Raw genomic sequence first — 13,611 nt, 5'->3', positions numbered from 1 at the left:
GCCCGGAACCGAGACAACAAAGAATATATGACGCTCTTGGCCTGCCACATCATCCTGGCAGGATTATCAAGAGGACGATTCCGGCAAAATAAAAATTTGTAGTGCCATAGGAATAGTCAAAAAATAAGCAACTTGTTGTTTTTGCATAACTTTGACTTTTTATGTCACGAACTTGGGTTAACGGTGGGTGGCAAGGGCGAGAGACTCAAGTTCTTCCGATGCGGAGTTGACAGCCCCCAACTCGTAGATACACCCGGCTCGGGATTACGGAGTGGTGGAGGTTAAATGAGAGCAGGGTCATATCACATCCCCCAGACAGTAATCTCGGTTCCGGTAAAGGATTCCCGCCTCCTGAAGATCTTCTCCTCCCAGGGCCTGTCGGTTCTATCAAAAATCACCAGGTGTCCGTCTGTTGTGCCGCATCGGTCCATATAGTTCCAGGTCTGCTCAAGCCCCTCCTGAATCGTGGCATCAAGGGATTTATAGAGAATCTTCAGCTCAATAACGCTCTTCTGCACCCCGCCCTCGTAAAACCAGATCAGCAGCAGGTCGGTTCGTTTGCGACCCAGCCCGTATTCCCGCTCCACGCGACCACCTGAATTGATAATACGCTGGAGAAATGCCTGAAGCAGGAGCTGCGGGCCAGCCTCTTTGTACTGGAAACGCTCGACCCAGTGCTCGGAATGCTCACGGAAGAACTCCTGAAACGCAGCCATCAGTTTTTCTATATCCAGGGTTCCGGTTGGATTCACATACCAGGCCGACTCCTGGGAAATAGTGAGCTGAGTGCTGAAGGTCAGCTCTCTGGGGATCACCTCCTGATAGAGCCGGTTGGCGATCCTGAGCTTGCCCTTGGTTTTGATCAGCCCCAGATCCTCAGCATACATGATATCATCCGGCGGAATGTTTTCCGGGCTTTCCGCACCGTACAGAATGGGACCGACCACCCTCTGCACCCGTTCCTCCCGGAGCTTATCCGCCAGCTGGTCAAGATGGGTCTCTCGCCGGAGGATCAGGTTGTCTCCGGCTTTGCGGATCATGTCCGGGGTAATGGTTACGGAACGATCCCGGTTTGCCTTCATATTAAAGCAGACTTCATAGGCCAGGGCGTTGACCAACCAAGGCTGTCCTTCAGTCAGTTCCCATACTGCATCCAGCACACCGTCGGCAAAGACCTGCCCGGTTGTCTCTGTATGAAGCCGGTACAGCCGTTCCGTCTCGTCTCGGGAAAAATCACCCAGCCTGAGCGACACGGCCTTGATATTGAAGGCACTGCCGCCGGTGATGATATCCTTTTCCCGGTCGGAATGAATACGGTAGTCCCGGATATCACGCACTCCGCAGAGGATAACGCTCTGCGGAAAATGCGAGGGGCGGGTGTTGTATCCGGTACGGAGCTGGCGCAGCACAGAGATCAGGGTGTCTCCGACCAGTGAATCAATCTCGTCAATGAGCAGAACAAGAGGTCGGTCGAGCTTTTCCGTCCACTGGGAAAGGGCCTCATGCAGGGCATTTTTTCCACCCCACTGCTCCACCAGCGCACTCCAGTTATCGTAAAGAAATCTGTCGTTCAGGTAACGGCGTGCTCCAGAGGCGATCTCGCCGACAATGCATTTGATACCGCTTTCAACGTCTCCGCGGGCGGCCTGGGCCATTTCCACATTGCAGTACAGGCAGGTGTATTTTTCTCCCCTGTTCAGAGCCTCCATCAGGGCCAGCAGGCCGGAGGTCTTGCCGGTCTGCCTTGGTGCGTGGAGTATGAAGTATTTTTTCTGATCTATGAGAGGGAGCAGCTCTTCGAGGTCAAAGCGTTCCAAGGGAGGCAGGCAATAATGATCCTCAGATTTGACCGGGCCTGCGGTGTTGAAGAATTTCATAATGCTCTCCGAAAACCCTTTCCGGGCTGCTGGTTATGGTATTTCGTTTTTTCCGCATTTTTCCCCAGAGGAGGAACCGCTCCATCTTCTGTTGGATGTTCCGAAAAACAAAGCTTAGTTCACTTTCTGGAGAAGTCAAGCGGTTCTTTCGGGGCAGTCTACTCCACATCGGAAGCACTTGAGTCTCCCGCCCTTGCCGCCTCCTGTTAAAAGGGTGGGTTATTTTTCAATATTAATCTGTTGGAATATTTATACCATACACCGGATTATTCTTGACAGACTGGCAGCCGATCTTCATACTGTAATCTAAAGCAAAACAGCCGGTCGGACACTCCCCCCCCTGTTCGGAACAAAAGAGTGGGATGAAGAAAAACTTCCTCGGTAAACAAGGCGGGTGAAAAAGAACAGGATGCAGGAAACAGCGTTTGAAAACATAGGCTACAACCATAAGTACGTACAAAAAAATTGGCTACACTTGCTTATGCTTCTTGTTTTCTGGGGTCTTGTTATTCCGCAGAACCATGTGCATGGGCAATCTCTTAATCCTGATATTCGTATTTCTCAATACCTGCACAGATCGTATATTGATAATGAAAAAATAAAGAGTGTCCTTGATATTACGCAGGATGATGATGGGTTTCTTTGGCTGGCAACCTATACAGGATTGGTACGCTTTGATGGCGAGGAATTTGTTCAGTACAACCGCATGATGCGTGATGATTTTCCGGCTTCAGCGGTACGTACTTTGCTTAAGGACAGCAAGGGCCGTTTATGGATTGGCACCAATGATAACGGGCTGTTTTTTTATCAAGACGACATTGACATTTTTACAGGGTTTACAGTTGAAGATGGGCTTCCTGCTAACTCAGTCAGGGTCTTGTTTGAGGACCAGGACGGTGGTTTATGGATTGGAACAACTTCAGGGCTTGCTTATTTTGACGGAACAACTTTTCAACGCTTTCCCTTATTAGACGTACCAGGCAACAAACTGGTTAATTTTATCTGTCAGGATGCTTCAGGAACTCTCTGGGTTGGGACGAAGCGGGCCGGGTCCTTATATGTTTTTGATAAGCAAGCAAAAGGGTTTGTTCCCTATCATGGAATGCTGGCTCAATTAACCCAACATACTGTTCTTGAGTCCATGGTCAAGGATCGTACAGGAAAAGGGCTTTGGGCAATTACTGCTGATATGCTTTTCCTGGTAAAAGATGATGAAGTTGTTAAAGTTTTTGATTTGAATAATGAGGTAAATCACCCGGGAAAAATCAGTAATACCAGAATCTATCAGGATAATAATGGAACATTATGGTTAACCGGCGATAGTGGGTTGTTCCGTTATTATCAGGGGGAGTTTGATGCTTTCTCGCAGCGTGAAGGCCTGAGTGATGATATTGTTTCTGCAGCATATCAGGATAAAGAAGGAAGCCTTTGGCTTGGAACACGTCCGGGAATTGATCAGTTTTCAGAGACAAAGTTTCTTATCTATTCTGACTCTGAAGGAATGCTCGGCCAGACCGTTAATGCGGTTTTGGAAGAGAAGCCAGGGGAATTTTTAGTGGCAACCAATCAGGGCTTGAATCTGGTTCGTCCTGATCTGAATACAGTAGAACCGTTTTCAGAACAACAGTTTAAAACCAGAATCAGGCATCTGTATAAGGATAGCCTGGACAGGGTGTGGGTGAGCACCTATGGCAATGGATTGCTCGTTCTGAAAGACCGGAAAATAGTGCAGCAACTCAAAGTGCAAGACGGCCTTGTTTCTGACAGGGTTCGGGTTGTTTTGGAAGACCGCCAGCATAATATCTGGGTCGGAACCACCTCTGGTATCAGCGTTATTGATCAGCACGGTACTATCACGAATTATACAAGCAGGACTTATACAAGCAAGGGAGAGAGCGGCCTGAAAAATGATTTTATCTTAAGCCTGTATGAGGACCAGCAAGGCCGTATCTGGATTGGAACAGATGGAGGCGGAATTCATATCTACGAGCAAGGGAGAATACAAAGGAGGTATGAAAGAGATAAAAGGTTACCTGGAAATGTCATTTTCAGGTTTTACCAGGAGCCGGAAGGTGGCATGTGGGTAACCTCAAATAATGGCATTTTTATCATCCGGGGCGACAAGATACATACTCTGAGTTCCAGGCAGGGTTTATTGACCAATAGTATTTTTGAGATAACAGCGGATGCAAAAGACAGGCTGTGGATGACAAGCAGTCTTGGTGTGTTTTATGTCCACCAACAGGACATAGAGGAGGTTCTGCTGGGGAAGAAAAAGACCTTCCCACGGGTAGTTTTTGACAACCATTCAGGACTTAAAAAAAATCCAACAGCAACAGCCTGGATGGAAGTCAGTACGAACAAGACATTATGGATTCCCACCCACGGTGGCGTTGCTGTGATTGATCCTGATCATATCCCAATTAATGAAATATTACCGAAAACCATAATTCTTTCTTCAAATATCAAGACAGCTGGTACAAAGGATTCCCAAGGTGTGTTTTTTATCCCGCCTGAGACAAGCAGGTTGAATTTTTACTTCACGGTGCTCAGCTTTGTTTCTCCTGAAAAAAATCAGTTGCAGTTTAAACTTGAGGGCTTTGACAAGGAATGGTCAAGTCCCAGTAAAAAACGGGAGGTCTCTTATACAAATCTGCCACCAGGCTCTTATTCCTTTAAAGTAAAGGGAAGGAATAATGACGGTGTTTCATCGTCTGATGACGCTGTGTTGCGCTTTTACAGGGTGCCGTATTATTACGAGACCTCCTGGTTTCGTTTCCTGGTGATTATTACGAGCGTTTTTTTGTTTATTCTGGCAGGAGTTTTAATCTATCGGCATCGTGTAAAAAAACTGAACCTGGAACTGAAACGCCGCAAACTGCAACTGGAGTTAGAGAGAAAGGCAACAGAAGTAGAGCGGGCTGCCAAAGAACATGAAATACGACTATCAGAGGCCTATAGTCGATTTGTTCCCCATATTTTCTTTAATTTTTTAGGAAAAAAGAGCATCCTTGATGTACGATTGGGAGATCAGGTGGAAAAGGAGCTGACTGTTCTTTTTGCTGATATTCGTGACTTTACCTCGTTGTCTGAAAATCATACCCCCAAGGAAACCTTTGATTTTATCAACTCCTATCTGAGTCAAATGGGGCCGATTGTGCATCAATACGCAGGATTTGTTGATAAATACATAGGGGATGCTATCATGGCTCTGTTTCCAACAGCCCAGCAGGCATTGGATGCTGCTGTTGAGATGAACACCAGCCTGTTGCGTGAGGAAAATCAGCAACGGATAAAAAATCATCAGATGCCGGTACGAATTGGTATAGGTATTAATACCAGCAAGTTAATGCTTGGTACTGTTGGTGAAGAAAATCGTATGGATGGGACAGTGATCAGTGATGGCGTGAATCTGGCAGCGCGTCTGGAGGGCCTGACCAATTATTATGGGGTGAATATCCTTTTTTCTGAAGAAACCTATCAAGGTTTGGCAAATCCTGAACAATATTACGTCAGGATTCTCGATAATGTGACCGTTAAAGGAAAGAAAAAACCTGTCAGGGTTTTTGAAGCCTTGGATGCTCTTCCTGAACCTGTGCGTTCGTTAAAAATACAGTCTGCTTTTGTTTTTGAAGAGGCTATTGCTTATTATCAGGCAGGAGAGTTACGCCAGGCAAAAAAAATATTTCAGGAATGTTTACGAGTATGTCCTGATGATAAAGCATCAGATACCTATATCCAACGTTGTTCTCATTACTTACAGGTTGGTATAGGAAATGATTGGAATGGGGTTAATGTCTTGGGATTTAAATGATCTTGTCAATATTGCTGAACAAGTATGATGGGTGAGCAGGCTGTTATGAAGAAGAGCAAAATACTTGTCACCGGAGGCGGAGGGTTTATCGGGCTTGCTCTGGTGAGAGAGCTCTGTGCGCAGGGGAAAACGGTTCGTGTCCTTGGGCGGCATCGCTATCCTGCTGCAGAAGCTGCCGGAGCTGTTTCTCTGCAAGGCGACATTCAAAACCTGAAAGATGTGCGACAGGCTGCTGCTGGTTGTGATACGGTCTTTCATGTTGCAGCCAAGGCAGGAATCTGGGGGACTTTTCAGGAGTATTATGCTATTAATGTTCTGGGTACCCTGAATGTGCTGGCAGCCTGCAAAGAGCTGGGCATCGAAAACCTGGTGTATACCTCAACCCCGTCTGTGGTGTTTGACGGCCATGATATAGAAGGGGGGGATGAGTCACTTCCCTATTCTGCCAAGCCGCTCTGCGCCTATGCAATCACCAAGATCCTGGCAGAGCAATATGTCTTGCAACATAACTCTGAGAAACTGCGAACAGCAGCCATTCGACCCCATCTTGTCTGGGGGCCAGGAGATACCAACCTGATTCCACGTCTCATGGCTCGTGGCCGGGACCAGAGCCTTCGTATTGTTGGCGATGGAAAAAATCAGGTGGATATTGCCTATATTGATAATGTGGTCCACGCCCATCTCTTGGCAGCTGACAATTTAGCAGGTTCAGGCAGTGCTGCTGGTCATGCCTTTTTTATTGGACAGCAGGAGCCTGTATCGCTGTGGCCGTGGGTGAATGATCTCTTTGCCAGGATGGACGTGCCTCCTGTGACCTCGCAGGTGAGTTTAGGAACAGCAAAGACCATAGGATGGCTGCTGGAAAAAGGCTATGGTGCTTTGGGCCGCAGGCAGGAGCCAAAGATGACCCGTTTTCTTGCCGAACAACTGGCCATGTCTCATTGGTTCAGCAAAAAAAAGGCAGAGACCTTGTTGGGGTATAAGGAAAAAGTGTCCACAGAGGTTGGAATGGAACGGTTGATAGAGTGGTTGCAGCAACAAGGGTTGTAGTTTGTTCAGGTTCTGTTCATATTTGAATAAAAAACTGGTATGCCCTTTTCATATAGTATAAACTCTGTTTGCTCAATGAGCGCATTTCATATGCTGGTGGGTGCGATGCATCTCGTGCCCAAGCTCTGCTTGGGTGCAGACACCGTGAAGCTCCGCTTCATACAGGCAACAGGAAGCAGAGCTTCAGCAATAAGGAAATATAACAAGAGGGAATCATGGCGGACGAAAAGAAAAAAAAAACAGAATCTACAAAAACTACAGCAGAAAAACCAATCAAGGTGAAACTGCTTGAAGGCACAGCCATGAAAAATATGGACAAGAAAGAGAAAAAAAACCGTTGTGCTGTATGGATAAAAAAGGCCACCCTGGATTATGAAATTGAGCTGAAAAGCATGCAGATTGAGATCATGAAGCTCCAGAAGCATATGAAAGCCACAGGGATGCGAGTGTTGGCTCTCTTCGAAGGACGGGATGCCGCTGGTAAGGGGGGAACCATCAAGCGGATCACTGCGTTTCTCAACCCGCGTAGTACACGCGTAGTGGCCCTGTCTAAACCCAGTGATAAAGAAACAACCCAGTGGTATTTTCAGCGCTATGCCCCCCATCTTCCGGCAGCAGGCGAGCTGGTGCTGTTTGACCGATCCTGGTACAACCGGGCCATGGTGGAGCCGGTCATGGGCTTTTGTACAGATGAACAGCATAAACGTTTTCTCAAAGATGTGCCCTTGTTTGAGGAGATGCTCATCAAAGACGGAATACTCCTGTTTAAGTTTTATTTTTCTGTTTCCAAAGAAGAACAGGCCCGACGTTTTGAGTCAAGAAAGCATGACCTGCTCAAGCAGTACAAGTTATCACCTGTGGATAACTTGGCGCAGGACCTTTGGGATACATACAGTGTGAAAAAATTCCAGATGCTGAACGAGTCCAACCGCACCCTGACCCCGTGGACGATTATTCGTTCAGACAACAAGAAAAGGGCCAGAATCAACTGTATGAAACATATTCTTTCCAATATTGATTACGAAGATAAGATTGACCCGGAAAAACTCATCCCTGACCCGGAAATTGTTATCTCAGGCATTGAGGAGATCAAGCATATGGAGAAAAATCTTTTTGAGCCTGAGCAGCTCAGGGGATAGCAGAACAGGATACCCCGTCCCTTGGGGCGGGGTTATTTATTACATTTTTTTACAGTTTGCAAACAAAAGAACAGATCTCGCTGAGGAAGACCCAATGGTTACAATAATTTTTTTCTTTTGGACCCTTGTTGCCCTGTTTGGGATTATTGGCGCCATGCGGGGCTGGGCAAAAGAGATACTTGTTACCTTCAGCCTTGTTTTGGCCCTTTTTATTATGCAGGTGTCACTGGCTTATATTGGACCGGTAAAAAAATTGTGGAACGCTATGAGCGGCTCAAGTCAATTTTATGCAGCCTCACTGGTCATGATTATGTTTGCCTTGTTCGGCTATCATACACCCAGTGCGCAAGGGCTTAACAAGCGCTTGTCCGGCGGAGACAGAGGTTCGGCCCGGAACTGGTTGCAAGGGGCCATGCTCGGTGGGGTACTGGGTGCGGGTAATGGGTATCTCCTTGTGGGAACCATCTGGTTTTTTCTTAACTTGGCAAAATATCCGCTTCCAGAATGGGTGTTAACGCCGCCAGTGGAAGGTACCCCGGCAGGAGACGCCGCAATAAAACTCCTTAACTGGTTGCCGCCGCTCTGGCTGGAAGCCCCGGTCATCTATTTTGTCGTGGCTGTGGTCTTTACTTTTGTTATTATTGTTTTGATTTAACAATCAACCCCTTGCCTTTCGGGCAGGCACAGGGGCCTGCCCCTACAAAATCCTACATGCCCAGCTCCCGGAGGATCTGCTCATTACTGGTCCATTTCTTCTTGACCTTGATCCACAGCTTGAGCTGCACCTTGCAGTAAAGCAGTTTTTCAATCTCTTGAGTTGCTGCTTTGCGGATCTCGCCCAGCATCTTACCTCGTTTCCCGATAATAATCCCCTTCTGGGATCCCCTCTCCACAAGGATGGTGGCATGGATCACAACCGGCCCACCCTGATGATCTTCTTTAAAGGAATCAATCAGTACTGCTGTGGAATAGGGGATTTCCTGGTGAGTGCGCAAAAAAACCTGTTCCCGGATCAGCTCGGCCACAATAAAGCGTTCCGTAGCGTCAGTGGGGATGTCATCTGGATAATACTGCGGTCCCACAGGCAGCTGTTCCACCAGGGTCTGCAAAAGCGTTTCTGTTCCATCGCCTTCCAGGGCTGAAATAGGCACCACAGCACGAAAAGGATGCATGCTCGTGAATTTTTCCATCATGGGCAGCAATGCCTCTTTTGCCAGCTGATCCACCTTGTTCAGGGCAATGATGGCCGGGCATTGTATTTGCTGAAAATAGTTGGCAAATTCCGCATAGCGTTTTGCAAGGCGTTTGGGATTTCCTGCTAGGCTGTGCAGGGCCTGGGCATCACTCAGAAAAAGAACAAGATCAGCCTCTCCCAAGGTGTCCATGGCAATGCGTACCATCTCCTGATTCATCATTTCCCTGGCCTTGTGCAGACCTGGGGTATCCAGCATGATCATCTGATAATCATTCCCTGTCACAATGCCCAGAATACGATTGCGTGTGGTTTGGGGCAAGGGCGTAACAATGGCGATTTTTTGCTCCAGATAACGGTTGAGCAGGGTGGATTTGCCCGCATTAGGCGGGCCAATGACCGCAACAACACCGGAGCGGTGTTCTTTGGGAGAGGATTGTTCCATAGGGGAAGTGTTCATCGTTGACATTCCTTGGCAATAATTAACAGGCAGGGTATCTTGCCCGCTCTTTTGCGCTCAATCTACTCTAAGTTTTTTACCATGCAAGTTTTTTCCTGCTGTTTTTTCGTTTTTCATTGAATTGGTTGAGCAAAACCTTTGTTTTTTTATCGTGTTATCTGTATAGTCAATGAATGTGAATATAAAATATACAGGCATTCTTTGACAGACCAGAGTCATATTGCTATTCTTGGTACCTGACTTTCCTGCAAACGCTTCCGGCAGCTTGTCTGCCAGTTGGATATATTAACCCCTTTTTCGGCCTGCCAGGCTGGAATTACAAGATATGAACGTGTTGGTGGCTCAGGGAGTTATCAGCAGGTTTTGATAGAACAACCTATGACAATGACACCTCCCGGAACAATTATCGAATACCTTGACAGCGGGCGTTTTATCTGCGGTCTTGTGTTACAGGACAGCAATAATCGACTGCGGCTGCTCAATCAAAACGGGCGGGAAATGAACCTGCCCACCTCCCGTGTGGTCACGGCTTCCAAAACAAAACATCAGATCAATACCAGCCGTGAAGACCATATTGCCTTGCTCAAGGAAATGGCAGAGGTCCGGGCCGCGTTAACTGACTCCATTCCGCTGGAAGAAATCTGGGAGCTGGCCAGCGACGAGGAAGATTCTGCGTTTCCAGCAGATTTTCTTGCCGAGCTTTCTTTTGGTGATAATCTGACAGATGATCAGTCGGCAGCCTTTCTCCGGGCCGTGTTTACCGACCGTTTTTTCTTTAAATATAAAAATGAGATGGTCAATGTTCACACCCCGGAACAGGTGGAGCAGCTGCGCCATCAACGGCAAAAGGAAAAGGAAAAGGAAGAAATCCTGACCCTTGGGGCAGCCCATTTGCAAAGTATTATGCAGGGAACCCCGGTGAGTACGGAGCAATGGCCGGACAGGGAGCGTATCCTTACCTGGATTGCTGATTTTGTCCTGTTTGGCAGTGAGGCAGAGCAGGCAGATATGGTGCGCCAGCTCCTGAAAAAGGCCGACCTGCATCAACCCAACCGGGCCTATCACTTGCTGGTTCGGGCCGGTGTCTGGGAAAAAAATGAAAACCTGGCTCTGCTCCGTGCTGAGCAGCCAGTGGAGTTCAACGCCGAGTTAATGGCCCACGCAGAGAGTATCAAAGAGCCCACAGCAGAAGAATTACTGGCTGATCCCAAACGCAAGGATTTCAGGGACCTGAATACCTTAACCATTGATGGGGCTTCCACCCGTGATTACGATGATGCCCTGCATGTGGAAGAGCTGGATAACGGTGATATCCTGGTTGGAGTTCATATTTCAGATGTCAGTTATTTTCTCACCCCCAAAGATCCCTTGTTCCTGGAAGGCATGGAACGAGCCACCTCGCTCTACTTTCCTGAAGGGCAGATTCCCATGATGCCGAGAGAACTTTCTCAAGGGATGTTCAGTCTGATTAAGGATTGCGTCCGGCCAGCGATCAGTTTTCTGGTTAAGATTTCGCCGGATGGTGAGATCAGGAACAGCAGGATTGTTCCCAGTGTTATCCAGGTGAAGCGTCAGCTCAGTTATACTGAGACTGATAAGATGATGGAAACAGACCGGGATTTGAGCCTGCTCAATAAGGTGCGGCAGCAATTACGCCTGAAGCGGGTGGAGCGTGGGGCCTTGCTCCTTTCTTTTCCTGATGTGAATATCTATGTTAATAATAATGGAAAAGTTGCTATTAACCTCAGTCCTTCTGACAGCCCGTCCCGAAACCTGGTGTCAGAATGTATGATCCTGGCCAATGGGGTGGCTGCTGATTATCTTGCTGCCCAGGAAGCACCGGGCCTGTTCCGTTCTCAACCCCCACCCAGGAAACGCCTGATTTCCGGGGTTCAGAATTCGTTGCAGGATATTGCCTGCCAGCGTCGTTTCTTATCACGGGGCGAACTCACCGTGCATCCTAAACCCCATTCCGGCCTGGGCCTGAACTGTTACACCACCATTACTTCACCTATCCGTCGTTTTCTTGACACAGCCATGCAGCTTCAAATTTCTCATATGATTCACGGAAAAGGTATGTTGTTCTCTGCGGATATGTGCAAGAATTTTGCCGGCACGATTCAGCAAAAACTGGGCCGGGCCAATAAGGTGCGTCAGCATCGGCACCGCTATTGGATTCTCCGCTATTTAGAAGAATTGGTTGGCAAAAGAGTCTCTGCCCTGGTGGTCAGTCATGGACCAAAACGGGTGAACCTGCTGTTGCTGGACTGTCTTTTTGATATTGATCTCCCTGTTAATTCTTCTTTTCGGGTGGAGCCTGGTGATACAGTCAAGGTACGTATTGTCAAAGTCGATGCCCTGGATAACACCCTGCGGGTGGAGTGGTAAAAATTTGATAGAAAACTGTGGAGTTGCCATGTAACCATGTGCAGGTGAAAAAATGAAATGAATACGTTAAAATAATCGTTAAACTCATGGGCAAGATTATTGGAACAGGAGGAGACAACAGAGAAGAGAAACCACCATCCTTTCACCTCTGCTTGGAACAGGTACCCCCTGAAAAAACAATGAAACCGGATAAATCCGAAGAAGCGTATCAAAACAAATATAGTCTTCTGGAGAATCTACGAGAATCCTTCTCTGATCCCTCACTGACGCAGGAAATCCTGCGGGAAAACGGTTGCGCCCTGGCTGAGGAGTATACAAGAATCCTGCAGCAACTTGTCAAGCTTGCCGCATTCAATGATACCACCCAACGAAAACTGCTTAATGCTGATCTGACAATACAGGAACAGCAGGAGCAGCTGCAAGAAAAGAATGCTCGCCTGGAGCGTGAAATAGCTGAGCATGTTGATCTGAAAAATCAGCTTCAGCAGCAGACAGAAGAACTCACTGCGATAAATAAGCGACTCATCAGAACTGTTGATGAGCTGACCCAACGTAATTTTGAAATTACGACCCTGCAGCAGCTGGGCGAGTTTCTCCAGGCCTGCGAGTCTGAAGAAGAAACCTTTCATGTCCTGACCAGCAACTGTCGCCGCCTTTTCCCGGCAGATGCAGGATATGTCAGCCTGGTGGATGATTCCATGAAAACACTTAGAGTCGTTGGATACTGGGGGAAGAGCAAGTACAAAACACTTGAATTTGATCAACAGCAATGCTGGGCTGTCCGAAGGGGAAGACCCCATGCTGTTCAGGAGCCGAAGATTACCCCGGTTTGCCCGCATTCCACCCTGTCACCGGATGAGAGTTCCCTTTGTGTCCCTATGACAGCGCAGGGGCAGGTGCTTGGCATGATGCATTTGCTGGTACGTTGGGAACAGAAACAGCCAGAGAGAGAAAAAGGACAGCTTTTTGAGGCAAAGCAACGCCTGTTTGTGAACCTGGCAGATCGCTACGCCATGAGTCTGATAGACTTAAGGTTGCGGGAAATTTTAAAAGTACAGGCTATCAGAGATCCTCTGACTGGCCTGTATAATCGTCGCCATATGGAAGACTCATTCCAGCGTGAGCTTAGTCGAGCCCGGCGTCATGATTTTTCTCTTGGGGTGATTATGATTGATATTGATCATTTTAATGTTTTTAATGATACCTACGGTCATGACCTGGGCGACAAAGTGCTCAGTGAAATCGGGAAGTTTATTCTGGGGCATATTCGCGACGAAGATATTGCCTGTCGTTACGGTGGAGAAGAAATTATTCTTATCCTGCCCGGAGCATCCTTGCATAATACCCATCGCCGGGCAGAGCAACTGCGCACCGGGATTGAAGAACTGGCTGTAGAAATGGACGGTGAAGAACATACTGTGACAGCTTCCTTGGGAGTTGCCATTTTTCCTAAGCACGGAAAAAACGTTGCAGAGGTGGTCAAAGCTGCTGATTGCGCCCTGTATAAGGCGAAAAACAAGGGGAGGAATCAAGTTGTCATTGCCCATGAATCACCGCTTTGCTCGTGCCGGAACTAAGAACTGTTTTGAGGTATTATTTTTGATAAATTATTATGTTAGCCCTATGCCAGGAAAATATTTTTTTTACTACAAGAGAACTGGGCCGCTGTTACGGCTTGACAGAAACCTGAT

8 protein-coding genes are annotated in these 13,611 nt (G+C 47.6%); 6 read left to right on the top strand and 2 right to left on the bottom strand.

Annotation, left to right across the window (positions count from 1 at the left end; genetic code table 11):
- Nucleotides 1-302 precede the first annotated feature (302 nt).
- Nucleotides 303-1,877, bottom strand: a complete 1,575-nt coding sequence (locus tag L2082_RS08850) for an AAA family ATPase (protein WP_446011631.1) — start codon at nt 1,875-1,877, stop codon at nt 303-305.
- A gap of 409 nt (nt 1,878-2,286) precedes the next feature.
- Here L2082_RS08850 and L2082_RS08845 point away from each other — a divergent pair, with 409 nt between their 5' ends.
- The 4 genes from L2082_RS08845 to L2082_RS08830 all read left to right on the top strand — a co-directional run bounded on the left by L2082_RS08845 (nt 2,287) and on the right by L2082_RS08830 (nt 8,535).
- Nucleotides 2,287-5,691, top strand: coding sequence for a ligand-binding sensor domain-containing protein (locus L2082_RS08845; protein ID WP_446010367.1), 3,405 nt, complete (start codon nt 2,287-2,289; stop codon nt 5,689-5,691).
- Nucleotides 5,692-5,736: 45 nt separating this feature from the next.
- Nucleotides 5,737-6,741, top strand: coding sequence for an NAD-dependent epimerase/dehydratase family protein (locus tag L2082_RS08840; RefSeq protein ID WP_446010368.1), 1,005 nt, complete (start codon nt 5,737-5,739; stop codon nt 6,739-6,741).
- Nucleotides 6,742-6,956: 215 nt separating this feature from the next.
- Nucleotides 6,957-7,880 (top strand): polyphosphate kinase 2, encoded by a 924-nt coding sequence (gene ppk2 / locus L2082_RS08835; RefSeq protein WP_446011630.1) that lies wholly within the window; start codon nt 6,957-6,959, stop codon nt 7,878-7,880.
- Between the two features lie 94 nt (nt 7,881-7,974).
- On the top strand, nt 7,975-8,535 hold the full coding sequence (locus L2082_RS08830) for a CvpA family protein (protein ID WP_446011629.1): 561 nt from the start codon (nt 7,975-7,977) through the stop codon (nt 8,533-8,535).
- Nucleotides 8,536-8,587: 52 nt separating this feature from the next.
- Here L2082_RS08830 and era read toward each other — a convergent pair whose 3' ends face one another.
- Nucleotides 8,588-9,532: a GTPase Era gene (gene era / locus L2082_RS08825; protein ID WP_446011628.1), complete on the bottom strand. Its 945-nt coding sequence runs from the start codon at nt 9,530-9,532 to the stop codon at nt 8,588-8,590.
- A 276-nt stretch (nt 9,533-9,808) separates the two neighbouring features.
- On the opposite strand from era, the gene L2082_RS08820 reads away from it, so the two are divergent.
- Both L2082_RS08820 and L2082_RS08815 read left to right on the top strand, forming a co-directional pair.
- Nucleotides 9,809-11,920: a ribonuclease catalytic domain-containing protein gene (locus L2082_RS08820; RefSeq protein WP_446010575.1), complete on the top strand. Its 2,112-nt coding sequence runs from the start codon at nt 9,809-9,811 to the stop codon at nt 11,918-11,920.
- 179 nt (nt 11,921-12,099) lie between these two features.
- Nucleotides 12,100-13,497 (top strand): sensor domain-containing diguanylate cyclase, encoded by a 1,398-nt coding sequence (locus tag L2082_RS08815; RefSeq protein WP_446010574.1) that lies wholly within the window; start codon nt 12,100-12,102, stop codon nt 13,495-13,497.
- The last annotated feature ends 114 nt before the right edge of the window (nt 13,498-13,611 follow it).

The organism is Candidatus Electrothrix sp., assembly GCF_052785085.1.
The sequence above is the reverse complement of the archived record's forward strand: the minus strand, read 5'-3'. Positions and strand labels throughout refer to the sequence as shown.

What these genes read in the sequence shown, in the direction of transcription:
- L2082_RS08850 (WP_446011631.1), bottom strand. Translation starts at nt 1,877, where the DNA reads ATGAAATTCTTCAACACCGCAGGCCCGGTCAAATCTGAGGATCATTAT.
- L2082_RS08845 (WP_446010367.1), top strand. Translation starts at nt 2,287, where the DNA reads ATGCAGGAAACAGCGTTTGAAAACATAGGCTACAACCATAAGTACGTA.
- L2082_RS08840 (WP_446010368.1), top strand. Translation starts at nt 5,737, where the DNA reads ATGAAGAAGAGCAAAATACTTGTCACCGGAGGCGGAGGGTTTATCGGG.
- ppk2 (WP_446011630.1), top strand. Translation starts at nt 6,957, where the DNA reads ATGGCGGACGAAAAGAAAAAAAAAACAGAATCTACAAAAACTACAGCA.
- L2082_RS08830 (WP_446011629.1), top strand. Translation starts at nt 7,975, where the DNA reads ATGGTTACAATAATTTTTTTCTTTTGGACCCTTGTTGCCCTGTTTGGG.
- era (WP_446011628.1), bottom strand. Translation starts at nt 9,532, where the DNA reads ATGAACACTTCCCCTATGGAACAATCCTCTCCCAAAGAACACCGCTCC.
- L2082_RS08815 (WP_446010574.1), top strand. Translation starts at nt 12,100, where the DNA reads ATGAAACCGGATAAATCCGAAGAAGCGTATCAAAACAAATATAGTCTT.